Here is a 23,965-nt window from a genome sequence, read left to right as displayed (position 1 = left end):
ACCGAGGGGGATACAAAGGTTAAGAAACATACCTTTGTATCCTTTTTTTTATGTTTAATAGTATTAATAAAGCATCTTGTTCATAATACTAATGCTACCTTTGATGGAGAAGGATGAGGTTCATGAAAATGCAGAAGATTATTATAGTTGGGGGAGGGCCAGGGGGGTTAGCTGCCGCAATGCTCCTTTCTGCACAAGGATATACAATCGAACTATATGAGAAACAGCCATATATCGGTGGGAGAACTTCTTCCCTTCAAATGGGGGATTTTTCCTTTGATTTAGGACCAACCATTTTCTGTTTGCCCCATATCTTAGAACGACTTTTTCAATTATCAGGTAGAAATTTGAAAGACTACGTAGATTTAAAGGAAATGGATCCCCTTTATACATTGATATTCGATGGATTTTGTTTTCGGCCAAAAAGGAATATAGAAGAATTGGAAAATCAAATTGAACGACTCTTTCCTGGAGAAGGAATTAATTGCCGGAGGTTTTTTGAACATACAAGGAAAAAGCTAGAAGCCCTATTACCAATCTTAGAAAACAAACATGATTCTGTGATAGATTATTTGAGATGTAGAAGTATTCGTGCACTGCCTGAAATAGAAATGGGAAAGACAATGTACGAAGTGGCTGCAAAATATTTTAAGGATGAACGATTACGACAAGCTTTTTCTTTTCAAGCAAAATATATCGGAATGTCTCCATGGGAGTGTCCCGGAGCTTTTAGTATTTTGCCGTTCATTGAGCACGAGTATGGAATCCATCACCCAATAGGAGGCTTAAACCAATTAACAAAAGCTATGGCTAGAGTGGTAAAAGAGTATGGTGGGAATATTTACACTAATTCCGGTGTTAACAAACTGATTATTAAGGATAAACAAGTTACTGGAGTACAGTTGGACAACGGTGAGATAGTTCATGGAGATGAGGTTATTTTAAATGCTGATTTTGCATACGCTATGACGACATTAGTGGATGATTCCAAACGGAGGAAGTATAAAAACAAGGTTTTGGAAAAGAAAAAATACACTTGCTCTACCTTTATGATTTATGCAGGAATTAATTATCCCTTATCATTAGATCATCATACCTTCATTTTTTCTAAGGACTTTAAGAAGTATATGCAGGATATTACAAAGTGTGGAAATGTCCCGAAAGATCCGTCTATTTATTTGCAACATGCAACTGCAACAGATAAAACGAGATCTCCGAAGGGGAAGTCGTCTTTATATATATTAGTACCAGTACCAAATAATTTTAGTAACATAGATTGGGAGGAAGAGAAGCTAACTTTTCGTCAACTCATTTGGTCAATAATAGAAAAGAAAACAGGAGTTCACAATATCCAAAGTCATATTGAAATGGAGAAAATCATAACACCTAACAACTGGGAGAAGGATCACTTCGTATTCCGAGGGGCTAATTTCAGCTTTAGTCACTATTTCTCTCAATTAATGTATTTTCGACCCCATAATGATTTTGAGGAGTTCCAAAATGTATGGTTAGTAGGTGGAGGGACGCATCCAGGAAGCGGTTTACCCACTATTTTTGAATCGGCAAGAATTACGGCAAAATTACTTATGGAATCACATCATTAATTATGACAGTCATAGTAGCGTAGAGTATAATTTCATTAATATAACAATGAAAGGTGGGGGTTAAGTGAATAATTGGAATAATAAAATAGTCCTTATTACAGGAGCAGCCAATGGTATTGGGAAAGCAATTGCTGCTAGCTATGCAAAAAGGGGAGCAAATGTCTACATAGTTGATGTAGACAGGAAAAATGGAGACAAATTAACAGAGAAACTGGAAAGGGGAGGTTATAAAGCAACATTTATTCCAGGGGATGTGTCACGGGAAAAGGACGTATTACAAGCCTTGGAAAAAGTTAAAGGGGAAACAAATAAACTTCATGTCATCATTAATAATGCTGGAATTTCCACTTTTCCCCCCCTTGAAGAGTTAGAGTTTTCCCAATGGGAAAGGATTTTACATACAAATTTAAGTAGTGCTTATATGTTTTCCAAGTATGGGTCAAAACTTATGGAAGAAGGGGGAGCAATTGTAAATATATCCTCCACGAGAGCTATAATGTCAGAGCCAAATTCAGAAGCTTATGCAGCCTCTAAAGGGGGAATTGTTGCTTTAACCCATGCATTGGCAGCGAGTTTAGCACCAAAGAAAATACGTGTTAATGCTATAAGCCCAGGATGGATTGAAACGGGGAATTATGATGAGCTTCGTCACGTAGATCATGAACAGCATTTGTCGGGCAGGGTAGGGAAGCCAGAGGATATTGTTAGGGCGTGTTTCTTTTTAAGTGATCCAGAAAATGATTTCATTACAGGGGAGAACCTTGTCGTTGATGGAGGTATGACTAGAAAAATGATTTACCATCACTAATAATGCTAAAAGAGGCTTGGACAAAAGTGTTTTATCAATAAGAAATCCGAACGAAATAGAGATTATAGTTGGTGCATATAAAAATCGCTTCGGAAATATACTTCGCTAAGGTAGTATATTGTTCGTATTTCCAGTTAAACACTTTAGTTATGTCCCAGCCTCATTACTCTTTATATTTCAAATTCCTTTACGCTGCTTCTGCTTTCGTCTTTGTTTTTTCTTCTGAAGCCACTCGAACATCCTTTAGCCAATATGCTCCAAAGAAAACACCGATTAACACATAACCAATGGCATATTCTGTAGCAGCTCCGAACTGCAGGGATGGTGCATGCATTAATCCGATGAAGCTTAATCCTGCAGCAATGAATGAGAAGATGGCTGCTTTATGGAACTCTTGATCAATAAGGAAAACCGTAATGGCCCCTAAAATAATTGCTGTAAACATGGCCCCTTGGCCTAATGGGACGATTCCAGAAGAAAGGTTAGCGATCATTTCCGGATTATTTCCATTAAAACGGGTCATTAAGTAGTTTGCAAAATATGGAAGCATAGCAATAGCTACGGCAATATAATATTTCTTTTCGTTAGTAGAGAAAGCAGAGGAAACCATAGAAACTCCCACATAAACAAGAATTGGCGCTACCACTGCCACAGGTATAATGGCCGATAATGCTGCAATAACTCCAAACATAGCTGCAAACAAAAATACTCCTGCATTTAAAATGCTGTAGCCTCGACCTGCACCCATCCATTTGGAACCAACGGAGGCAATATAAACAGTAGTTGGGAATAGACCTCCAAAAATAGCACCGATCATTGTTCCCACACCATCCACTGCTTGACATTCCCTAACGTCATAGGAGTCTCCTTCAGCGGACATGGCTTCTACATTATTCATAGTCTCTACTGCGTTATAAATGGTGATGGGAAGGATAACAGCTAATAGAGCAATCATTGCACCGAACAAATATTGGAACCCTTCAAAGACTGCTAGGGAAGGTAATATTGGGTAAAAGCCTAAATTACCTAAACCTTCACCAATTGCACCTACCTCTGCATACCCTAGCCCAAATGCTAAAATCGTACCAATAACAATGGCAAAAAGGGACGCAGGAATTTTGAATGGCAGAGACACCTTACCAACAATTCCGAGTAAGATTACCGCTAAAACAAATAAACCAACAACAGGCATTTCTAGCGTTTTAAATAACATTTCACCTGCTATAAATGCTAAAGCTACCCCAGCGAGAGCACCAAGCATGGCGGCACGTGGGAGATTCCGTTGAATCCACTTTCCTGAAAAACTAGCTAAAACTTCAATAAGCCCGCTAAGAAAAGCAGCAGCGACAGCTATTTTCCAAGCTAATTCAGGGTCACCTGTTAGGGCATTAGCCGGAACTAATACACCAAACAAGAAAATAAACATAACAGGGGTACTGATACCATAAGAAAGGGCAGTGACGTTTGTACGGTTTTCTTTCTTAGCTAATCGATTGGCCATATAGGCGTAATATAGATTTCCGAATATTACTGCTACAGCAGCACCAGGGATAACCTTGCCAAATACTAAACTAGCTGGAAAGCCGAGACCTAACTAACCGTAATAATAACAAAGTTTGCCAAGTTATTTTGAAAAAGAGCAAAAAATGCATCTGTATCTTCCTTTTTAAACCACGAATAATGAATTGTTTTTTCAGACATAATCTTATCTCCTTTAAATTTATTGGCTTTTTCTTGGAGTGGACCGCAGCGAATTACCGCCAGATTCGTATTTTCACATTAGCTAATTTATTAATAACTAACTAATGAACGATTACTTCCACGAACAAAAGATACTTTCCCATCCTTTAGTGCTGCAATACGAGCTAAGGATTCAACCCTGTATCCCGCTTCAAGAAGCTTTTCACGCCCTGGTTGGAAGGATTTTTCAATGACAATACCGATACCGGCAATGGTAGCACCGGCCTGATTTGCTAAGTCTGCTAACCCAAGGGCCGCCTGCCCATTTGCAAGAAAGTCATCTATGATTAAAACTCGGTCATCCTGGGAAAGGAAATCTTTCGAAATGGAAATTTCATTAGACTGCTCTTTCGTAAAGGAATAAACAGTTGTTGTATACAGTTGGTCGATCATCGTAAGGGACTTCCTTTTTCTAGCAAATATGATGTCACAATCAAGCTCTAAGGCTGTCATTAATGCAGGAGCAATTCCAGAGGACTCTAGTGTAATTATTTTTGTAATTTGTTCATCTTGAAATCTCTTTGCAAATTCCTTTCCAATTTCCTGCATTAGTTTTGGATCGATAACATGGTTTAGAAATGAATCCACCTTTAAAACGCCATCAGATATAACTGTACCGTGTTGTGTAATATAGTTTTCGAGAAGTTTCATTTTCAAAATCCTCCTGCTCATTCGATTGTTATAACAAAAAACTCGAGTTAATCGTACACGTATATGTCTCATACAAGTGAACGATTAACTCGAGTTCCATTATTGAGGGTGCCAAATATACAAAAAAGTAGTTCAAGCTTTTTTGCTAAAGTCACATTCGAGATATCATACACTCGTAGTCAAACTATTTATGGTAGTTTGGTAGAGACTTGTGAGCCATATTCCCACAGTTATACGAGTAAATTATTAAATTATAAGGACAGAATTGATTATAGCATAAAATATTGCATGTGTGAACTGATTTTCCGAACAAAATTTGCAAGGGGATTTCAAACGTTCGTATTTTCCGTGTTTAACAATTTGTATGTTGTGTTTTTTCCGTAAATTGTAAATAAAGGGGACCCCAAAAGGTTAAAAGCATACCTTTTGGGGTCCCCTTTTTATCGATTGGCTATGTTGAACGTTGTTGTTGATTTTCGCTAGCAGAGGAAGAGACAGCTCGTATCTTACGCTACAATCAACAGTGAATAAAAATCAACACTATTCTTTAATAGAGACTATCGGTTAAAGCTAGGATAAACATATGGTGTATCTGGTTGATCTACTTCAACTAGATAACTATCAACTATAATTGGTAAAACAAAGTCATGATATTGTCCTTTAGTTATGGTACCCTTCGCATAAAGCCAAGTATCGTCATCAAAATAATGGGCTTCGTCCGATTCTATTAATGTTCCATAAACGCCTACATCTGCTGTACAACAAGTCATGGCGAAGCGTGCTATAACGATTTGATGATCTTCAAAATCAGGTTCTCTAAAAGCAAACCCAATGATTTCTATTTCCTTTCCAACGAAACGATCTAAGTAGAGGTCTAATACAGTCATAACATCTAAATAATTCTCTTCTGTTACAGTAATAACGTCTTCCTGTTCTAGTTCATATGCAAATTCCTCGTAAAATTCATTAAACCAATCCTGGTCGTAAAAATCTTCAATTTGGAAATGTTCTATATCATCGTCGTCCTGTCCAAAATTATTATCGTAGTAAGATTCCGGGTCTTCTAAAAACGCATCTGCACGTGACGTACTCCCTTCTTCAGATGATATACCTTGAGTTCCATCTTGTGTGGTGTTGATATTTAAGCCGGAGCCGTACTGAATCCCCCTGTTAGCCGCTGCTTCACTGTTTAACATGCGGTCTGGTAGAACAAAACCAAAGATAATGGGGAAAATAAAAATGCTATAAATCAATACTTTAACCCAAGCTGGCCCCTTTATTTGATGATCGCTTTCACAGCTGCATTGATGCTCACCTTCACCATCTTTCGAGGTACTGCGAAAAATTTGCATAATCCCTAACACAAAAAAGGTAATCATTGCAAAGTAGATAAATGGCATCATCATAGGTGCAATATAAAATACAATATTTCCAGACAGTACCAACCAAAGCATCAGTAAGGCGAAACCAATTAAAATAATACCTTGAATATAGGCATGGAATGAGTGGTCATAAGACTTCATAAAAACGAACCTCCTACTATAAAATTAATCCGAAGAGAACTAACACGGCAGTGAATACAACGATAGTAACGGTAATCATAAAGATAATCACAAATCTAGCCTTAAAGAAAGCAAATAACATAAACGTATTCTTTAAATCTAACATTGGACCATAAACAAGAAATGCTACGATAGACATATCCGTAAATTGACTGCCAAACGATGATGCTACAAAGGCATCTGCCTCAGAGCATAAAGACAATAGATAGGCAAACACCATCATGACAATTGTGGAAGAGTAGTCATTTGAACCAATAGCTGTTAAGACGGAACGATCAAGGAAAGTTTGAAACAGCGCTGCAATAAAAGCACCCATGATCAAATATTTTCCCATTAAGAAAAATTCATCAACAGCATGATAGAAGGTTTGTTTTATTCGAGCAAAAAAACCAGTTTTGTTATGAGAGTGCTCATGAACATGAATATGTCCATGTGTATCACCACGCAATTGCTGGGCGTTGTTTTTAAAGAATCCGTAAAGTATTGCTCCGATAATTATTGCTAAAACAAATGCAAGTCCCATTCTTGAATACAATATTGTATTCGTAGGTTCACTTCGGAATGCATAAAATGTGGAGGCAAAAACGATAGGATTTAATATTGGTGCTGCAACCAAAAAGACCACTCCAACATGAAGGGGCATTCCTTTTTTAATTAAGCGCCTTACTACAGGAACAATAGCACATTCACAGAATGGAAGGATTGCCCCAAGCATAGCTGCAGGAAATAAAGCAGCTATGGCGTTTTTCGGTAAAAAGCGTTGAATTGTTTCCTCTGATACATATATTTGAATTAAAGAGGATACAAATACCCCCAATAATATAAAGGGAACAGCTTCCAATACAATACTTAAAAAGATCGTATTGACATTAATCCAATCGGCGGAAATGTTATTTAATTGCTCGTTTTCATTTAATTGATCACTTATAAGAAATAGTATTAAAAATACTAGTAATAGACCAAAACCAAGTAGATCTTTTCCAATAAATTTTCTAGTAGTTTGCATATTTTATCTCCCATTAATCATGTAATCTATTAAAATCCTAGAAAATAGACTATAAGTAATTTTTACATCGTTGATAATTTTATCAAAGAAAACGACGACAGTAAATTGCTGCAATAGAATTGTTACATGAATGAAAAAAAGATGAAGGGTGACTTAAAAGGTAGTTTTTTACCTTTGAGTCACCCTCTTCTACTCCATATTTACTACTTTATCCAACATCCATAACAGTGCTAGGATCGATGAAAGTATAAACTAGAATTGCCAAAATAAAGCAGTAAATGGCAAAGTAGATTAATTTACTTTGTTTCAAGAAGTTTATTAACCATATTATCCCTATTAAAGAAAAAACAAATGTAACAATAAAGGAAATGAATAAATTAAACGGCCCGATGTAATCAACCATTGTCATGGAGAAGTCATCCAATGCCAGGACAGTTGAACCAAGGATAACAGGGATAGCTAAAAGAAAGGAGTAGCGTACTGCTGTATCTCGGTTTAATCCAGCTAATAATGCTACAACTAATGTAGCACCTGAGCGGGAAATTCCAGGGATAACAGCTAATGTTTGGCCTAATCCAACAATGATAGAATCCCAGAATGTCATCGTATCTTCTGTTTTATTTCCTACACGATGAAAACGTTCAATAAAGATTAAAGATAGTCCGGTTACCACTAACGCTCCTGCAATAAAAGGTGGTGTTTTTATAGAATCTGCAGTCACGTCCGTTAATAATTTTCCTAAAACCCCGGTAATGGCAGTGGCAATTAAGATGTAAATTCCAAAAAAGAATTGGGTACGATCTTCTCTATTTCTCTTTGCAATATATTTAAAGAATCCAGTTATAACATTTAATAGATCACGCCAGAAATAAATCATTACAGCAAGGACTGAGGCAAGGTGTAGAAATATTTCAAATGATAAGCCTGGAAAGGTATATCCGAAAATAAGTTGGGTTATAACAATATGGGCTGTACTGGAGATGGGTAAAAATTCAGTAATACCTTGTACAATACCGAAAATGATTGCTTCAAACAAAGTCACAAAAATCTTCCTTTCTTCCGTATGTAATTTATTCAAGTAACTTCAGATCATATTTCCAATTGCTAGAAACGGTCTTTTCTATTCTATCAAAATTTATTTCCAGTGGAAATCTTTTTTAAAGAAGTTTAATCCTTACAAAGTATGTACAAAGAATTCAATCTAGACCAAGCTCTCTAAAAACATTCTATACTTAAATAAAGGACATGTTTAGAAAATCATGAACACATTGTGACATTTTATATATTCCATTTCCTTTCTGTCAAAACCCATTATACTAAGGAAGATGGGGGGATTTCATATGAAGGAGAATAAATTAACCACGTTTATTATTTTGCTTGGTGCTATAAGTATAGTGACCTATGTATTTTTCGATAAACTAAATAATGACCAGGTTGAAACAATGGGTTTAAATTTATTTTTAAGTCAAAACTACCTAACAACCGAAAAAAACAATACTAATGATTTAGATAAGAAAGGTATTCTACCTGGAGATCTTGCATTGGACTTTACCCTTCCTATATGGGGGGAGAATGAAAAGGTGAGTTTATCAGACCATAACGGTAACTTTGTAGTGGTAAATATGTGGGCTTCATGGTGTCCGCCGTGCAGGGATGAAATGCCCTATTTAATCCAATTTCATGAAGAGTACGAAGGGGAAAATGTACAAGTGCTCGGAGTTAATATGACTACACAAGAAAGAAATCTAGAAGTAGTTGCTCAATTCATTGAAGATTTTCAAATTCCTTTTCCTACCTTGTTAGATGAAAGGGGAGAAGTAGGCTTTGGCTATCAAGTAATGGCTATTCCTATGACGCTCATTATTGCCCCTGATGGAAGGATTGTGGAGCGACATCAAGGGTATGTCAATTATGAATTGCTAAAGAACTATTATATTAAAGCAAGAGAAAACTACTAAACAAATAGAGGCTGGGACATAACTAAAGTGTTTAGATGAAAATACGAACAATGTATTATTGTAGCGAAGTATATTTCCGAAGCGATTTATATGCTTTGTTCGGAATTCTCATTGACAAAACGCTTTTGTCCCAGCCTCTTTCCTTATCTATGATTTGAATATTTCGATTGTTTGGTTACTTTCCGTAATTTAGCAGTTAAATGTTCTGGAAGGGAAGGAATATTGGCAACATCTATATTCTCCATTAATTGATCTAGGCGGCTTGCTCCGGGAATGGCTGTTGCTACGATTGGGTTATCCATTACATATCTTAGGGCCACCTGCTGCAACGGGTGACCATTCTCACTTATGTAATGAAGGATCTCATCAACCGTTTCCCTTAGTTCAATTTCTGTATAATCCAAATAACCCTTTGACGTTATCTTCCGTTCATAATCATTGGAGAGTATGCCTTTCGCAACAGGCCCCCTTGCAATAACAGAAACATGGTGGTTACCAATAACATCAAACCATTCTTCTGGTCTCCGATCCAACAGGCTATACTGCATCATTATACTAGTGATATTAGATTTTTCTAAATAAGCTTTAATGACGTTTGGTCGAATAGAAGATATACCGTAATTGCGGATAACTCCTTCTTGGACTAAATCTTCAAATGCCTCAATCGTTTCATCAACAGGGTCTTCAATCGTACCACCGTGTAACTGATACAAATCAATATAATCTGTTCCTAAGCGTATTAATGATTGTTTCACTGCTCCCTTTAAATATTCCTTTGATGGGTTCCAACGCCACCCATCGATTCCTTCGCCCCATTCGTTTCCACCTTTGGTAGCGATGATCACATCCTTCCTTTTCTCCCTTAAAGCTAAGCCTAATGATTTTTCATTCATTCCTTTATCGTATAAATCAGCTGTATCGAAAAAATTGATACCATGGTCTATGGCTTCGTGAATCATCCGTTCATTTATTTGATGATTGTTACCTAATGACATACAGCCAAAACCCAGCTCTGAGACATACAATTCAGAATGACCTAATTTGTTTTTTTTCACAATAAACACCTCACTAAAGGACTATATATAGATAGTATCAATCAATATGTAATCCCACAAATACTTTAAGTTATTTCATTTGGTGTGGAAGAATAGATTGAGTGGTATAGGGGTGGTTTTATGCTTACAGAGGAGAAGGTACAGGTACTTAACATATTGGAGGTTACAGACGAAGTACTTCGAATAAAAACTAGCGGCGGTATCGGTAAGGCAATTCTTTATAGACGGCTCCATCCTGAAGTGAAGGTGGGGGATTGGGTTATTGTAAATACAACTGCAACAAAATTAAAGCTTGGTACTGGTGGTTGGGATGTTGTCCGAGCTGTAATTAAGAAAGGAAATTATAGTTTTAAAAATGTTGGGGATGCAGGTCACATTATGAAAGCGAGATATCTCAGTGATCAGCATAGTGTTTTAACAGTAGAATCACCGGAAAGTAAATCACATTTCTTGTTTAAAAAAAGGGTTAGCTTAAATGGTAAGCATATTTTTATTTGTGAGCTGCACAGTATGCTTCCAATCATCTGGTTTCTCCTGCAGCTAAAAAAAGAGAGTACCCCCCTTACGGTGATTTTTAGTGACGAAGCGTCTTTACCGTTAGTAATGAGCAGACACTTAACCTATTTAAAAAAGCAACCTTCTTTTTTTTCCATAACTGCGGGGCAGTCCTTCGGAGGCCAAAAAGAGGCTGTTAATTTAGTGACGGCACTTCAATATATCGTAGAACAGCAACTGCAAGGAATGGTGCTAATTACGTTAGGGCCAGGGGTTGTAGGTAGTAATACTCACTATGGTTTTAGTGGCCTTGCACAAGCCAATTGGGCAAATATTATAGGAGCATTAGGTGGAAAGCCGGTTTGGATTCCAAGACTTTCTGAAGCAGATCCAAGGGAAAGGCACAAAGGAGTAAGTCATCATACAATTACCCCCCTTACAGAGCTGACTTTAATGAATAGTATACTGCCTATTCCTATAGGTAACTATTCCAATTCCTTATTGGAAAGGGATTGGAAGCGTCTTACCTCATACGAGCATATAGAAGTTAAAGAGGTGGATGAAGAGCATCTTTTCCCACAACTAATAGATGTTCAAGAGTTAAGTCCCTTCCCGTTAACCTCTATGGGACGAACAATCGATAAGGATCCTTTGTTCTTTTTAGGGGTTGCTTGTGCAGTCCACTGGTTTTTGGAGGAAGAGCACCACTCTTCTAAAGTGTGAAATTGCCTTGCCTTTTGCTTTAAAAATTCTCGTATTTCCCATGCTTTTCCTGAAAGTACGATTCCCTTTTCTCGGTGATAAATTTGCATTCGTATTTCCTCCCGTGAAAATAATTGTTTACTTTGGTATGCTTATCCATATGATAAAAAGGTTAGGTAAAGAACTGGAGGATTAGAAATGGAGAAATTTGCGGAAAAAACAATAAGCAAAGAAACTATTTACGAGGGCAGGATTATAGACCTTTCCATACATGACGTAACCCTTCCAAATGGAGAAACTAGTAAGCGGGAAATCGTAACTCACCCAGGTGCTGTTGCAGTAATTGCTGTAACAGAAGACAATAAGCTGTTATTAGTTCGCCAATTTCGAAAACCACTAGAAAAGACGATTGCAGAAATACCAGCAGGAAAGCTTGAAAAGGGGGAAGATCCTTTACCTTGTGCTAAGAGAGAATTGGAGGAGGAAACGGGTTTTCTTGCAGGCAAGTGGACTTCACTCGGTTCCTTCTATACAAGTCCTGGATTTGCAGACGAATTAATCTACTTGTTTTTAGCAGAGGAACTATCGGATGGAACTGCTAATACTGATGAGGATGAATTTGTAGAATGCTTTGAGGTTACAATAGACGAAGCAAGAAAATTAATGGACAATCAGGAAATTCATGATGCCAAAACAATCATTGCCATTCAATACTTGCAACTTCTACATAGATAGGATAGGTGGTGGTGCAGTTGACTGACTCTTTAATGAATTTCTATATGGATCTGCATATACATATTGGAAGAACAAAGTCTGGACGACCAGTTAAAATAACAGCTTCAAATAAACTAACCTTACAGGCTGTAATTGAAGAATCCATTAATAGAAAAGGCTTAGATATTATTGGAATTATCGATGCCCATTCCCCAGAAGTGATAGAAGAAATAAGGGAACTTATTACCTCTGGATTAGCAGAAGAATTGGCAGAAGGAGGAATTAAGTACAAAGAACAATTAACGATTATCCTCGGAACAGAGTTAGAGGTCCTTGATGAAAATTGTCAAGGGCCTATTCATGTGTTATGTTTTTTCCCGACGTTGGATTTAATGGATCAGTTCTCTAAATGGTGTGAAAAACGGTTGAAAAACATACAATTAAGCTCACAGCGCATTTACGTTTCTGGAAGAGAATTGCAATATAAGGTAAAGGAATTGTCTGGCTTATTTATCCCTGCCCATGTTTTTACTCCTTTTAAAAGCCTTTACGGAAAAGGGGTATATGTTTCGTTAGAGGAGGTTTTTGATCCCAACTTAATTGATGCAATAGAACTGGGATTAAGCTCCGATACTACGATGGCAGAAAAGCTTCCAGAATTAAATAATTATACGTTTTTATCTAACTCTGATGCCCATTCTGTAACAAAAATTGCTAGGGAACACCAAATAATTGTACTTTTAAAACCAAGTTTTTTAGAGATAGATAAAGCCCTGAAGGAACAGGGAGGAAGAAGAATAAAAAGGAATGTCGGTTTACACCCTAAATTAGGAAAGTATTATCAAACCGTTTGTAGTATTTGCTTCGCACCGTTTCAAAATGGAATTTGTTCTAATGGCCATAAAGGAAAAAGCATTAAAGGAGTTGCAGAGAGGATAGAAGAGCTTTCCTTTAAACAGAGAAATGAGTTGACAACATACAAGAGGAAACGTCCCCCTTATTTACATCAAATACCATTAGAGTTTATTCCGGGTTGTGGGCCGAAAACGCTCGAACGGTTACTAGAGGAATTCCGTACTGAAATGGTCGTTCTTCATGAAGCTGCAGACGTGGCATTGTTTAATGTGGTACCTGAAAAGGTAGCTGTAAAGATTGTTGAAGCTAGAAAAGGGGATGTCAATATCCAAACAGGAGGTGGAGGAATATATGGAAAAATAAAATAAAATCAAATCTATTATTTCTGTCATAGATCTCTTTATAGATTCATAGGCTTTGGTAGAAGGAGAAATAGAAGGAAACGAGGCGAGTTTTTCTATGAAGCGTATGGGTATAAAGAGATTAATACTAGATCATATAGAAGAGCATCGAGCCATCTATATGTTTACAATTGTACTTCTTTGCATGGGGGTTATCTTTGGTGCAATCATTGTAAATAGCTTAAGCTTCTCTCAAAAAAATGATTTGTATGCTTATTTATCACTGTTTTTTGGACAAGTAGAACAAGGAGAGTTTGCCAGTTCATCAGCAATGTTTACCCAAAGCTTTTCCCATTATAGTAAATATATCGGATTAATGTGGGTCTTGGGTTTATCTGTAATTGGTTTACCTATCATTTTTATTCTCCTTTTTATTAAAGGGATTGTTGTGGGCTTTACTGTAGGGTTTTTAGTAAACCAGATGGGATTTGATGGATTTTTATTGTCGTTTGCAACCATTCTTCCACAAAATATCATATTAATTCCTATATTTATTACAGTAACAACCATTGCAACAGCTTTTTCCATTAAAATATGGCGCCAAATTACAAGACGGGGATTTGAACCTATTTTTCAATATTTCATTACTTATTTAATCTTTTTACTTGCAGTAGGGGTATTTATTGCATTTGTATCCGCTTATGAAGCTTATGTATCCCCAGCAGTAATGAAAATGGTATTTTCCTGGATAAATTAGTTTTGTTTATAATGAAAATAATTTGATAATAATTATAATAACTACTTTAAAACAATTCTCGTTTGACACTATTTTTTCCCAAAGAGTATAATAAATTTGTAGATGGCTTTTTGGGGGGATAAACATGGAACAGAGGATTGAACGCATAAAAAAGCAATTACATTCTCAAAGTTATAAATTAACACCACAACGGGAAGCAACGGTGAGGGTTTTATTAGAACATGAGGAAGATCATTTGAGTGCTGAAGATGTATATATGCTTGTGAAGGAAAAATCTCCTGAAATCGGGCTGGCTACTGTATATCGAACATTGGAATTATTAAATGAATTAAAGGTAGTAGATAAAATAAACTTCGGTGATGGTGTATCACGATATGATTTAAGACAAGAGGGAGCAGCCCATTTCCATCATCATCTAGTATGTATTGAATGTGGATCAGTGGATGAAATTCAAGAAGACTTACTGGAAGAGGTGGAAAAGGTGGTTGAAAAGGAATGGAACTTTTATATTAAAGATCACCGACTAACCTTTCATGGAATCTGTTATCGTTGTAGAGATGAGAAAACAAGCGAATAAGGGAAATAATACCTTGCTAAAATTAGTAAGGTTTTTTATTTTCCTGTAGTCCCTCCATGCAAGTGAAATTTTGCTCCATGGAGAATGAAAATAGGAGTTAATACAGCATTTTTTGTAAAACTTCCTTTATTTGTCCTGTTTGAGGTATAGAACTTGTCTTACCTGTCATATTCTTTTAGTGAAAGGATATGAAGGGGAGAATTAAGATGAAGAGGATTGGAACATTACTTGAAGCAATTTGGGTATTTATTTTATTCATGGGGTGCACGCTTGTTTTTTATTATGGTATTCTATGGGTGAGTGAAGAATATAACCAATATCATCGCTATGATGAGCCAAAGGGCCGTGCCGTAAAGGTTGTACAATTAGAGGATCATGATTTGACTGCTTTTGAGGCGTCGGTAGAGCGACTGCGCTTGTTTTTAAGACATGGGGAGTAAGAGTCTGGAAGGTGGTGGCCATGGATGCAGCAAGTTTTTGATGAATATATCTATTTTTTGTCAGAAGAAAAGGGGGCATCACCGAATACAATAGAGGCATACACTAGAGATTTATTAGGCTACATGAAATTTATGGAGGAAAGAGAAAGAATCAGCGACTGGAAGGAAATAACGGGGGTAAATGTTAGACAATATTTGTCTTATCAAAGGGAGCGAGGGAAGGCGGAGAGCTCTATCGCACGAACGCTTTCGTCTATTAGGTCGTTTCATCAATATCTCCTTCGGAAAGGCATTGCTGATCCAACTGTGCAAATTGATATCCCAAGGGTTGAAACTGTCCTCCCCAATTCACTTACTATTGATGAGGTGGAAGCACTGTTACGAACAACAGTGAAGAATCCTTATTTAAACTTAAGAAATAAAGCAATGATAGAGCTTCTTTATGGAACAGGAATCAGAGTTAGTGAACTCTGCCAATTAAGTCTTACTAATTTGAATTTACGAATGGGATATATCCAGTGCGGTGGAGAAGGTAAGAAAGAACGGATCATTCCTATTGGTAAAAAAGCTATAGAAGCATTGACTAATTACATAGAAAAAGGAAGACCAGCCCTAATCAAACAACAACCTTATGACAACTTGTTTCTTAACCATCATGGTAAAGCCTTATCTAGGCAAGGTTTTTGGAAAGTTATCAAACTATTAGCGAAAGTTGCGGGTATTGATAAAAACTTAACCCCTCATGTTTTAAGGCATTCATTTGCTATACATTTATTGGAAAATGGAGCGGATATTAAAGCTGTTCAAGAAATGCTCGGTCATGTAAATATTTCTACAACACAAATTTATTCAAAAGTAAATAAGACAAGAATAACAGAAATTTACTCTAGATTTCATCCAAGAGCCTAAATGAAAATAGAGTAAATTTTTTTCGGAAATAAGGTTGTCTGACCTCTGACTGCAGAGGTGATAATATACCAAAAAAATAAAAAGTGACATTTTTCCATAAGTTTTTGAACAACCTTTAAATGTAAAAAAGATTCAATTGTGTTTTATTCTTCTTAATCATATCAATAGGAGGTTGTATTGTGAGCAATTATAAATATGAGCGTATTTTCTTGGTAGTAATGGATTCAGTAGGTATTGGTGAAGCCCCGGATGCAAAGGATTTCAATGATGAAGGTGCGGATACTTTAGGCAATATTGCTGAGAAAATGAATGGGCTTAATATGCCAAATTTAGATCGATTAGGGTTAACGAAAGTGAAAAGCTATAAAGGGGGAAAAGAAACGGAATCCCCTCTAGCATACTATGGTAAAATGGCAGAGGCCTCTGTAGGGAAAGATACGATGACAGGCCATTGGGAATTAATGGGGCTATACATAGATCAGCCATTTCGAACATTTCCAAAAGGTTTTCCTAAAGAATTAATAGGAGCATTGGAAGAGAAAACAGGAAGAAAAGTAATTGGAAATAAGCCAGCATCGGGGACAGAAATTTTGGAGGAACTAGGGAAACAGCATGTGGATTCAGGTGACTTAATTGTTTATACATCTGCAGATTCCGTCCTGCAAATAGCAGCTCATGAAGAGATCATCCCAATAGAAGAGTTATACAATATTTGCAAAATTGCCAGAGAGCTTACCCTTGATGAGAAGTATATGGTTGGAAGAGTGATAGCTCGACCGTTTATAGGGGGGCCTGGAAAGTGGGAACGTACAGCAAATCGACATGACTACGCACTAAAGCCATTTGGCAGAACGGTAATGAATGAACTTAAGGATAATGGATTGGATTCTATAGCAATTGGCAAAATATCGGATATTTATGATGGAGAAGGAATTACCGATTCACTTCGAACCATTTCCAATGTAGATGGAATGGATAAGTTAAATGAATCGTTGGATATGAATTTTAAAGGGTTAAGTTTCTTAAATTTAGTTGATTTTGATGCAAAATATGGTCATCGCCGTGATCCAATCGGATATGGAAAGGCATTAGAGGAATTTGATGAGAGACTTGGGGAAGCTCTACCAAAACTTAGGGAAAATGATTTGTTAATTATTACAGCCGACCATGGAAATGACCCAACCCATCACGGGACTGACCATACAAGGGAGTATGTGCCATTACTTGTTTATAATAAAAACATGAAAGAGACGAATTCATTAGGCATTCGTAGTACCTTCGCAGACGTTGGGGCAACCATTGCAGATAATTTCAAAGTACCTCTTCCTCAACATGGTGAAAGCTTTCTAAAAGAATTGGAGTAGGAGGATATCTTTATGATAGAAGGAAAAATGAAACAAGCACAAGACTATATTTTACAAAGAATAAAGAATAAACCAACAATTGGTTTAATTTTAGGATCGGGATTAGGAGTTCTTGCGGAGGAGATAAAGGATCCCATAAAGATTCCTTACCATGAAATTCCTGGATTTCCCACTTCTACCGTTGCCGGTCATAAAGGTCAACTGGTTATTGGAGATCTAGAAGGAAAACAAGTCGTTGCAATGCAGGGAAGATTTCATTTCTACGAAGGGTATTCCATGGAGCTCGTGACACTACCAGTAAGGGTGATGAAAGGCATTGGTGTGGAAACGGTAATTGTTACAAATGCTGCCGGTGGAGTAAATGAGTCATTCCAGCCAGGAGACTTAATGATAATAAGGGATCATATTAATTTATTTGGGACTAACCCTTTAATTGGACCAAACGATGAAGCAATAGGTGTACGTTTTCCAGATATGTCACAAGCCTATTCTTCAAAGTTTATTGAATTAGCAAAAAGTACAGCTAGTGATTTAGGGGTAAACATTCAAGAAGGGGTTTATGCCGGAAATACCGGGCCAACCTATGAAACGCCAGCTGAGGTTAGAATGTTAAGGACAATGGGTGCTGATGCTGTGGGAATGTCGACTGTTCCTGAAGTAATTGTGGCAAGGCATAGCAATTTGTCTGTATTGGGCGTTTCTTGTATTTCTAATATGGCAGCAGGAATTCTTGATCAACCCCTTACACACGAGGAAGTAATGGAAACAACAGAACAAGTGAAAGAGAACTTTTTAGCATTGATAAAAGAAATTGTAAAACGAATGGATGGTGGAAATAATGACCATGGAAAAAATGAAGGAAGCTGTTGATTTTATTCAGTCAAAGATCAACGGTAATCCATTAATTGGATTAATTCTAGGATCTGGTCTAGGAGATTTAGGGGAAGAAATAGAAAATGCAGTAATTATTTCTTATGATCAAATCCCTCACTTTCCCACATCCACTGTTGCAGGTCATAAAGGTCAGCTTGTTGTTGGAACTTTAGAAGGTAAATCTGTAATAGCAATGCAAGGAAGGTTCCATTATTACGAGGGATATTCCATGGAAGAAGTGACCTTTCCTGTCCGTGTGATGAAGCTGTTAGGCTGTGAAAGTCTCATTGTTACTAACGCCTGTGGCGGAATGAATGAAGCATTTAAACCTGGGGATTTAATGCTAATTGATGATCATATAAACTTTACGGGTGCAAATCCGTTAATTGGTCCCAACATAGAGGAGCTAGGCCCACGCTTTCCAGATATGAGTCATGCATATTCGCCCCATTTGAAGGAGTATGCAATGAAGGTAGTTCAGAAGCTAGGTTTTACATTACAGAGGGGAGTCTATGCCGGAGTCAGTGGTCCTACTTATATGTCTGCTGCTGAGCTGATTATGCTTCGTAAATTAGGCGGAGACGTTGTAGGAATGTCAACCATACCAGAAGTAATTATCGCCCGTCACATGGGGATGAATATTTTGGGCATTTCGTGTATTACAGATATGGCAATAGGAGAGACCATTGAAGGGATTACCCATGAAGAGGTAATGAAAGTTGCTGCTAGGGCGAAACCGCAATTCAAAGCATTCATTCGTGCTCTCCTAAAGGATAGGGATAAAAGTATTTAGCTACTGAAAAAGGGGGAGTAACCTATGAGAATGGTTGATTTAATTGAAAAGAAAAGAAATGGTTTGTCCCATACAAAGGCGGAAATAGATTTTATTATTCAAGGATACACAAGGAATGAAATACCGGACTATCAAATGAGTGCTTGGGCAATGGCAGTTTTTTTTCAGGAGATGAACGAAGAAGAAAGGGCAAACTTAACAGACGCTATTGTACAATCAGGAGACGTCATTGATTTAAGGGCTATAGCAGGAATAAAGGTAGATAAGCACAGTACTGGTGGGGTAGGAGATACAACTACATTAGTGTTAGCCCCCTTAGTAGCAAGCGTTGGTGTCCCAGTAGCAAAAATGAGTGGAAGGGGCTTAGGACATACTGGGGGGACCATCGATAAGTTAGAGGCAATCCCAGGATTTAGTGTGGAAATTACAAATAAGGAATTTATTGATCTCGTTAATAAAAACAAAGTGGCTGTAATAGGACAAACAGAAAATTTAACACCAGCTGATAAAAAGCTATACGGACTACGGGATGTAACTGCAACCGTCAATTCAATTCCCCTTATCGCTAGCTCCATAATGAGTAAAAAAATAGCTTCTGGTGCAGATGCTATTGTATTAGATGTGAAAACTGGTGCTGGTGCATTTATGAAGGAATTTGATAAAGCGAAGGAATTGGCAGAATCGATGGTAAAGATTGGAAGGGATCTTGGAAGGGAAACAACAGCCATTATTTCCGACATGAGTCAACCTCTTGGATTTGCTATTGGAAATTCACTAGAAATAGCAGAGGCTATCGACACATTAAAAGGGAAAGGTCCTGAGGATTTAACAGAACTCTGCCTTACATTAGGAAGTCATATGGTTGTTCTTGCCAAAAAGGCAAACAACTTAGCGGAAGCCCGGGAAATGTTAGAAGGTGCTATTGGTTCAGGGAAAGCCTTACAGCAGTTCAAAGTCTTCGTAGAGGCACAAAAAGGAGACCCATCTATTGTAGATAATCTCAATCATTTACCTCAGGCAAAATATAAGGTGAAGGTTGAAGCTGATGTTTCCGGTTATGTATCAAGTATTGTTGCCGATAAAATTGGAACAGGAGCAATGATGCTTGGGGCAGGACGTGCAACAAAAACTTCTACAATTGATTTGGCGGTGGGGATTGTTCTCCATAAAAAAATAGGTGATGCTGTGGAAAAAGGGGAAGCACTTGCAACCCTCCATGCAAATAATGAAAACATCAATGAAATAATAGAAAGGGTAAAAGAATCCTACTCTATTACGAATAAGGCAGAGGCTCCTAGACTTATATATGATGTTATTGGTGGGGGAGTATAGAAAGTAACTATGGGGAAATGGCTTTGCTCATTTCTTTGAGGGTGCAGGAAAAGGTAAAGAACGACCTTTTCCTGCACCCTCTTGTTAAATCATGGTATATTCCCCTTTGTTTCGGGAAGAATGGTAAAGAAAAAGAATGGAGGGATTAAATTTGAGAAAATCATTCATTGTTTTTTTAATTAGTTTATATATTTTCGGGGGAGGGATGACCGCCTTTGCGGAAGAAAGTCCAGTAGAGCTTGCAGACCAAGCAACATCTGCAATTCTTATCGAAAGGGATACTGGACAAGTGCTCTATGAGAAAAACAGTGATGAACAATTACCACCTGCTAGTATGACAAAAGTAATGACGATGCTTTTAATCATGGAGGCCATTGATTCAGGAAAAATAAAATGGGATGACAAAGTGAGAACGAGTGAACGTGCCGCATCTATGGGTGGCTCTCAAATTTTCTTAGAACCTGGTGAAGAGATGACCGTGGAAGAGATGATGAAGGGTATTGCTATTGCCTCTGGTAATGATGCCTCTGTGGCTATGGCAGAGCATCTTGCAGGGTCTGAAGAGCAATTTGTTAAACAAATGAATGAGAAGGCAAAGAAATTGGGATTACAAGGAACACACTTCGTAAATTCTAATGGTCTTCCAGCTGAAAACCATTACTCAACTGCTGCTGATCTAGCGAAAATGGCTCAAGAATTATTAAAATACGAAGAAATTACCCAATACACAAGTCTTTATGAAGATTATTTAAGAGAAGGTACAGACGAAAAATTTTGGCTTGTTAATACGAATAAATTAGTGAAATTCTATCCTGGGGTAGATGGATTAAAAACAGGTTTTACTCAAGAAGCGAAGTATTGCTTGACGGCAAGTGCTAATAAAAATGGTATGCGCATTATTGCTGTTGTTATGGGTGCACCCACACCGAAAGAACGTAATCGACAAGTTACGGAAATGCTTGATTATGCTTATAGTCAATATGAGCTGCAAAAACGTTACGAACGTGGGGATTTACTAGGTGAAGTAAAGATTAGTAAAGGATCCCTACCTACTGTCCCGGTTTTAGTAAAGGAAAATGTATCCCTCCTTATGAAAAAAGGGGACTCTGTAGAAGGGATTACGGAACGTTTAGAACTAGAACAATCTATAGCAGCACCTGTTAAAAAAGGAGACCCAGTCGGGAAACTATATGTGGAAAAAGATGGGGAAGTCCTTACCGAAGCAGTAGTTGTGGCAGAAGAAGATGTTCATGAAGCTTCATTATGGACATTAATCAAGCGAACAACCTCCGTATTAGTAGGGAAAAATGTATTTTAAAGGCTCTTTTTGTATAAATTGTTGTCCTTGGGAGTGAAAGGCGGCGACTCCAGCGGGAATAGCAACGGCTGAAGCGTTGCCCGCGGAAAGCGTCCGCCTGTAACGTATTCGAATTACAATCTAATCTTTTTTTAAAAGCAATATTTATTTAAAACAGTTCTTTATAATTGAAAAAAGAATAATTTTTACGAAAAGGTTCTAGTTTTGACGAATAAACACTAGTTTTGTTTTTAAGAAGGAGACAAGCTTCCTAACCAAGAATTGAGAGGGGAAAGGAAAACCAATTTTCCTCAGGGAGAGGGGAACTGGTGGAACAAGAACTTAACTTAAGGGGTGAATGTAATGAGTTTACTCATTGATTTGGAAAAAAGAGACAAGGTTCTCTGTGTAAGATTAGAAGGAGAATTGGATCATCATACGGCAATGAAGCTCCGTGAACGTGTGGATTCCGCATTGAAGGAACACCACTTAACCCATATTCTTTTGAATTTAGAACATTTAACATTTATGGATAGTTCTGGCCTTGGGGTAATTTTAGGGCGCTATAAGCTAGTCCAAACCTTAGGTGGGGAAATGGTTGTTTGCTCCATCTCTCCTCAAATTAAACGTCTTTTTGAGATGTCTGGGTTGTTCAAGATTGTAAGATTAGCCTCCAATGAAATGGATGCATTATTAGAATTGGGGGTGGCATAAATGAAAAATCGAATGGAATTATCTTTTTCCGCATTAAGTCAGAATGAATCCTTTGCCCGTGTAACAGTCGGAGCCTTTGTAACTCAATTGGATCCTACTATGGATGAACTTACAGAGATTAAAACAGTAGTTAGTGAAGCGGTTACGAACGCAATTATTCATGGATATAACGAAGATGCCAAAGGTGAAGTATATATAGAAGTAGAATTAGAGGCTGACACTGTTAGGTTAGTCATTCGTGATAAAGGGATCGGTATTCATAATGTAGATGAGGCACGCCAACCCCTTTTTACATCTAAACCAGAACTAGAGCGTAGTGGCATGGGCTTTACTATTATGGAAAACTTTATGGATGAAGTTGCTATTCATTCCGAACCTATGGTTGGGACCACAGTAACTCTAGTAAAAACACTCTCAAAGCAACGCGCTCTTTGCAATTGAGAGGGCGGGCTGCTATGGACGTAGAAGTAAAACAAACAAAACAAAGCCAAACGTTTCTAGATGATAAAGAAATAAAACGCCTTATTAAAGAAGCACAAGATGGTGATCAAGATGCAAGAAATCGTATTGTAAATGTCAACACAAGATTAGTTTGGTCTGTTGTACAACGCTTCTTAAACAGGGGTTATGAAGCAGATGACCTCTTTCAGATTGGTTGCATAGGGCTTATTAAATCTGTAGATAAATTTGATCTAAGTTACGACGTCAAATTCTCTACCTACGCAGTACCTATGATCATTGGGGAGATTCAGCGCTTTCTAAGGGATGATGGAACAGTTAAGGTCAGCCGTTCCATAAAGGAAAGTGCAAACAAGATCCGCAAAATGAAAGAGGAGTTGTCTAAGACATTAGGTCGTACCCCCACTGTCAATGAGATAGCTGAAAAGCTAGACTTGACACCTGAAGAAGTGGTTTTTGCACAAGAAGCCAGCAGACAACTCACATCCATCCATGAAACAGTATATGAAAATGATGGGGATCCTATAACTTTATTAGACCAAATTTCTGATGATGGAGATTTAAAATGGTTTGATAAGATAGCATTAAGGGATGAAATTGATAAACTAGATGAACGGGAAAGACTTATTGTTTATTTAAGATATTATAAGGATCAAACCCAATCACAAGTGGCAGAACGTTTAGGGATCTCACAGGTACAAGTATCAAGACTAGAAAAGAAAATATTAAAACAATTAAAGGACCAACTAGGCTAGTACTAGTTGGTTTTTTTATGGTTTAGCGTACAATGTCAAATACTTTTTTCAAGATTTAGAGTAACTCAAACACACCTACTTTAATTTCCTTTTTTTACAAGTAGCAATCAACCAAGTTATTTATAAATAGGCACCATTTTCTTGATTCAGAAATGGGTAAACACTCGCTTCTTGGTCTGCATTGATACAATCTGGCATAGAGTA

24 protein-coding genes, 1 pseudogene and 1 riboswitch are annotated in these 23,965 nt (G+C 37.4%); of the genes and pseudogenes, 18 read left to right on the top strand and 7 right to left on the bottom strand.

What is annotated here, in order from left to right; translation table 11 throughout:
* Positions 1-128 precede the first annotated feature (128 nt).
* Positions 129-1,604, top strand: coding sequence for a phytoene desaturase family protein (locus J2S74_RS17500; RefSeq protein ID WP_307327898.1), 1,476 nt, complete (start codon positions 129-131; stop codon positions 1,602-1,604).
* A 64-nt stretch (positions 1,605-1,668) separates the two neighbouring features.
* Complete coding sequence (locus J2S74_RS17495) at positions 1,669-2,412, top strand: SDR family NAD(P)-dependent oxidoreductase (RefSeq protein ID WP_307327896.1); 744 nt, start codon at positions 1,669-1,671, stop codon at positions 2,410-2,412.
* A gap of 187 nt (positions 2,413-2,599) precedes the next feature.
* On the opposite strand, the gene J2S74_RS17490 is transcribed toward J2S74_RS17495, so the two are convergent.
* The 5 genes from J2S74_RS17490 to uppP form a co-directional block, all read right to left on the bottom strand.
* Positions 2,600-3,913, bottom strand: a complete 1,314-nt coding sequence (locus tag J2S74_RS17490; RefSeq protein WP_307327893.1) for an NCS2 family permease — start codon at positions 3,911-3,913, stop codon at positions 2,600-2,602.
* A 290-nt stretch (positions 3,914-4,203) separates the two neighbouring features.
* Positions 4,204-4,803 (bottom strand): xanthine phosphoribosyltransferase, encoded by a 600-nt coding sequence (locus J2S74_RS17485; protein ID WP_307327890.1) that lies wholly within the window; start codon positions 4,801-4,803, stop codon positions 4,204-4,206.
* Positions 4,804-4,959: 156 nt separating this feature from the next.
* Positions 4,960-5,061, bottom strand: a riboswitch (purine riboswitch).
* 299 nt (positions 5,062-5,360) lie between these two features.
* Positions 5,361-6,326, bottom strand: a complete 966-nt coding sequence (locus J2S74_RS17480) for a TIGR03943 family putative permease subunit (protein WP_307327887.1) — start codon at positions 6,324-6,326, stop codon at positions 5,361-5,363.
* Positions 6,327-6,342: 16 nt separating this feature from the next.
* Positions 6,343-7,371: a permease gene (locus J2S74_RS17475; protein WP_307327884.1), complete on the bottom strand. Its 1,029-nt coding sequence runs from the start codon at positions 7,369-7,371 to the stop codon at positions 6,343-6,345.
* Positions 7,372-7,579: 208 nt separating this feature from the next.
* On the bottom strand, positions 7,580-8,413 hold the full coding sequence (gene uppP / locus J2S74_RS17470; RefSeq protein ID WP_307328182.1) for an undecaprenyl-diphosphatase UppP: 834 nt from the start codon (positions 8,411-8,413) through the stop codon (positions 7,580-7,582).
* A 298-nt stretch (positions 8,414-8,711) separates the two neighbouring features.
* On the opposite strand from uppP, the gene J2S74_RS17465 reads away from it, so the two are divergent.
* The gene (locus J2S74_RS17465) at positions 8,712-9,329 is read left to right on the top strand and encodes a TlpA disulfide reductase family protein (RefSeq protein WP_307327881.1); all 618 of its coding nucleotides are present in this window, start codon (positions 8,712-8,714) and stop codon (positions 9,327-9,329) included.
* A gap of 143 nt (positions 9,330-9,472) precedes the next feature.
* On the opposite strand, the gene J2S74_RS17460 is transcribed toward J2S74_RS17465, so the two are convergent.
* Positions 9,473-10,384 carry an aldo/keto reductase gene (locus tag J2S74_RS17460; protein ID WP_307327877.1) on the bottom strand — a complete coding sequence of 304 codons (912 nt, stop codon included), beginning with the start codon at positions 10,382-10,384 and terminating at the stop codon, positions 9,473-9,475.
* A 120-nt stretch (positions 10,385-10,504) separates the two neighbouring features.
* Between J2S74_RS17460 and J2S74_RS17455 the strand changes: the two genes are divergently transcribed.
* Positions 10,505-11,602, top strand: coding sequence for a DUF3866 family protein (locus J2S74_RS17455; protein WP_307327874.1), 1,098 nt, complete (start codon positions 10,505-10,507; stop codon positions 11,600-11,602).
* Between the two features lie 29 nt (positions 11,603-11,631).
* Here J2S74_RS17455 and mciZ read toward each other — a convergent pair.
* Positions 11,632-11,691: pseudogene (gene mciZ / locus J2S74_RS17450) on the bottom strand (Z-ring formation inhibitor MciZ); the annotation flags it as partial.
* A gap of 88 nt (positions 11,692-11,779) precedes the next feature.
* On the opposite strand from mciZ, the gene J2S74_RS17445 reads away from it, so the two are divergent.
* The 14 genes from J2S74_RS17445 (at position 11,780) to sigF (ending at position 23,761) form a co-directional block, all read left to right on the top strand.
* Positions 11,780-12,316 (top strand): NUDIX hydrolase, encoded by a 537-nt coding sequence (locus J2S74_RS17445; protein WP_307327871.1) that lies wholly within the window; start codon positions 11,780-11,782, stop codon positions 12,314-12,316.
* 32 nt (positions 12,317-12,348) lie between these two features.
* Positions 12,349-13,518 (top strand): endonuclease Q family protein, encoded by a 1,170-nt coding sequence (locus J2S74_RS17440; protein WP_307328180.1) that lies wholly within the window; start codon positions 12,349-12,351, stop codon positions 13,516-13,518.
* Positions 13,519-13,609: 91 nt separating this feature from the next.
* A complete protein-coding gene (spoIIM, locus tag J2S74_RS17435) occupies positions 13,610-14,248 on the top strand; it encodes a stage II sporulation protein M (protein ID WP_307327869.1) in 639 nt (212 codons plus the stop codon).
* 124 nt (positions 14,249-14,372) lie between these two features.
* On the top strand, positions 14,373-14,825 hold the full coding sequence (gene fur, locus J2S74_RS17430; RefSeq protein WP_307327866.1) for a ferric iron uptake transcriptional regulator: 453 nt from the start codon (positions 14,373-14,375) through the stop codon (positions 14,823-14,825).
* Between the two features lie 206 nt (positions 14,826-15,031).
* Entirely contained in the window at positions 15,032-15,265 is a 234-nt protein-coding gene (locus tag J2S74_RS17425; protein ID WP_307327863.1) for a YqzK family protein, read from the top strand.
* A 24-nt stretch (positions 15,266-15,289) separates the two neighbouring features.
* A complete protein-coding gene (gene xerD / locus J2S74_RS17420; RefSeq protein WP_307327861.1) occupies positions 15,290-16,174 on the top strand; it encodes a site-specific tyrosine recombinase XerD in 885 nt (294 codons plus the stop codon).
* 179 nt (positions 16,175-16,353) lie between these two features.
* Entirely contained in the window at positions 16,354-17,538 is a 1,185-nt protein-coding gene (gene deoB / locus J2S74_RS17415) for a phosphopentomutase (RefSeq protein WP_307327858.1), read from the top strand.
* Positions 17,539-17,550: 12 nt separating this feature from the next.
* Positions 17,551-18,408 carry a purine-nucleoside phosphorylase gene (locus J2S74_RS17410; protein WP_307327856.1) on the top strand — a complete coding sequence of 286 codons (858 nt, stop codon included), beginning with the start codon at positions 17,551-17,553 and terminating at the stop codon, positions 18,406-18,408.
* On the top strand, positions 18,377-19,204 hold the full coding sequence (locus J2S74_RS17405) for a purine-nucleoside phosphorylase (RefSeq protein ID WP_307327854.1): 828 nt from the start codon (positions 18,377-18,379) through the stop codon (positions 19,202-19,204). The genes J2S74_RS17410 and J2S74_RS17405 overlap by 32 nt, the downstream gene beginning before the upstream one ends.
* Positions 19,205-19,228: 24 nt before the next feature.
* The gene (locus tag J2S74_RS17400; RefSeq protein ID WP_307327852.1) at positions 19,229-20,536 is read left to right on the top strand and encodes a pyrimidine-nucleoside phosphorylase; all 1,308 of its coding nucleotides are present in this window, start codon (positions 19,229-19,231) and stop codon (positions 20,534-20,536) included.
* Positions 20,537-20,672: 136 nt separating this feature from the next.
* Complete coding sequence (locus J2S74_RS17395) at positions 20,673-21,854, top strand: D-alanyl-D-alanine carboxypeptidase family protein (protein WP_370876029.1); 1,182 nt, start codon at positions 20,673-20,675, stop codon at positions 21,852-21,854.
* 342 nt (positions 21,855-22,196) lie between these two features.
* Entirely contained in the window at positions 22,197-22,547 is a 351-nt protein-coding gene (gene spoIIAA, locus J2S74_RS17390; protein WP_307327849.1) for an anti-sigma F factor antagonist, read from the top strand.
* Positions 22,548-22,988 (top strand): anti-sigma F factor, encoded by a 441-nt coding sequence (spoIIAB, locus tag J2S74_RS17385; RefSeq protein WP_307327847.1) that lies wholly within the window; start codon positions 22,548-22,550, stop codon positions 22,986-22,988. It begins immediately after the preceding gene.
* A gap of 14 nt (positions 22,989-23,002) precedes the next feature.
* The gene (gene sigF, locus J2S74_RS17380; RefSeq protein WP_307327844.1) at positions 23,003-23,761 is read left to right on the top strand and encodes an RNA polymerase sporulation sigma factor SigF; all 759 of its coding nucleotides are present in this window, start codon (positions 23,003-23,005) and stop codon (positions 23,759-23,761) included.
* Positions 23,762-23,965 lie beyond the last annotated feature (204 nt).

It is taken from the genome of Evansella vedderi, from assembly GCF_030813435.1.
GTDB classification, from domain to species: domain Bacteria; phylum Bacillota; class Bacilli; order Bacillales; family Salisediminibacteriaceae; genus Evansella; species Evansella vedderi.
The sequence above is the reverse complement of the archived record's forward strand: the minus strand, read 5'-3'. Positions and strand labels throughout refer to the sequence as shown.

What these genes read in the sequence shown, in the direction of transcription:
- J2S74_RS17455 (WP_307327874.1), top strand. Translation starts at nt 10,505, where the DNA reads ATGCTTACAGAGGAGAAGGTACAGGTACTTAACATATTGGAGGTTACA.
- J2S74_RS17425 (WP_307327863.1), top strand. Translation starts at nt 15,032, where the DNA reads ATGAAGAGGATTGGAACATTACTTGAAGCAATTTGGGTATTTATTTTA.
- J2S74_RS17445 (WP_307327871.1), top strand. Translation starts at nt 11,780, where the DNA reads ATGGAGAAATTTGCGGAAAAAACAATAAGCAAAGAAACTATTTACGAG.
- J2S74_RS17475 (WP_307327884.1), bottom strand. Translation starts at nt 7,371, where the DNA reads ATGCAAACTACTAGAAAATTTATTGGAAAAGATCTACTTGGTTTTGGT.
- J2S74_RS17440 (WP_307328180.1), top strand. Translation starts at nt 12,349, where the DNA reads ATGAATTTCTATATGGATCTGCATATACATATTGGAAGAACAAAGTCT.
- J2S74_RS17410 (WP_307327856.1), top strand. Translation starts at nt 17,551, where the DNA reads ATGATAGAAGGAAAAATGAAACAAGCACAAGACTATATTTTACAAAGA.
- xerD (WP_307327861.1), top strand. Translation starts at nt 15,290, where the DNA reads ATGCAGCAAGTTTTTGATGAATATATCTATTTTTTGTCAGAAGAAAAG.
- J2S74_RS17395 (WP_370876029.1), top strand. Translation starts at nt 20,673, where the DNA reads ATGGAGGGATTAAATTTGAGAAAATCATTCATTGTTTTTTTAATTAGT.
- J2S74_RS17400 (WP_307327852.1), top strand. Translation starts at nt 19,229, where the DNA reads ATGAGAATGGTTGATTTAATTGAAAAGAAAAGAAATGGTTTGTCCCAT.
- J2S74_RS17465 (WP_307327881.1), top strand. Translation starts at nt 8,712, where the DNA reads ATGAAGGAGAATAAATTAACCACGTTTATTATTTTGCTTGGTGCTATA.
- spoIIAA (WP_307327849.1), top strand. Translation starts at nt 22,197, where the DNA reads ATGAGTTTACTCATTGATTTGGAAAAAAGAGACAAGGTTCTCTGTGTA.
- spoIIAB (WP_307327847.1), top strand. Translation starts at nt 22,548, where the DNA reads ATGAAAAATCGAATGGAATTATCTTTTTCCGCATTAAGTCAGAATGAA.
- spoIIM (WP_307327869.1), top strand. Translation starts at nt 13,610, where the DNA reads ATGAAGCGTATGGGTATAAAGAGATTAATACTAGATCATATAGAAGAG.
- J2S74_RS17490 (WP_307327893.1), bottom strand. Translation starts at nt 3,913, where the DNA reads ATGGCCAATCGATTAGCTAAGAAAGAAAACCGTACAAACGTCACTGCC.
- J2S74_RS17485 (WP_307327890.1), bottom strand. Translation starts at nt 4,803, where the DNA reads ATGAAACTTCTCGAAAACTATATTACACAACACGGTACAGTTATATCT.
- J2S74_RS17500 (WP_307327898.1), top strand. Translation starts at nt 129, where the DNA reads ATGCAGAAGATTATTATAGTTGGGGGAGGGCCAGGGGGGTTAGCTGCC.
- J2S74_RS17480 (WP_307327887.1), bottom strand. Translation starts at nt 6,326, where the DNA reads ATGAAGTCTTATGACCACTCATTCCATGCCTATATTCAAGGTATTATT.
- sigF (WP_307327844.1), top strand. Translation starts at nt 23,003, where the DNA reads ATGGACGTAGAAGTAAAACAAACAAAACAAAGCCAAACGTTTCTAGAT.
- J2S74_RS17405 (WP_307327854.1), top strand. Translation starts at nt 18,377, where the DNA reads ATGACCATGGAAAAAATGAAGGAAGCTGTTGATTTTATTCAGTCAAAG.
- fur (WP_307327866.1), top strand. Translation starts at nt 14,373, where the DNA reads ATGGAACAGAGGATTGAACGCATAAAAAAGCAATTACATTCTCAAAGT.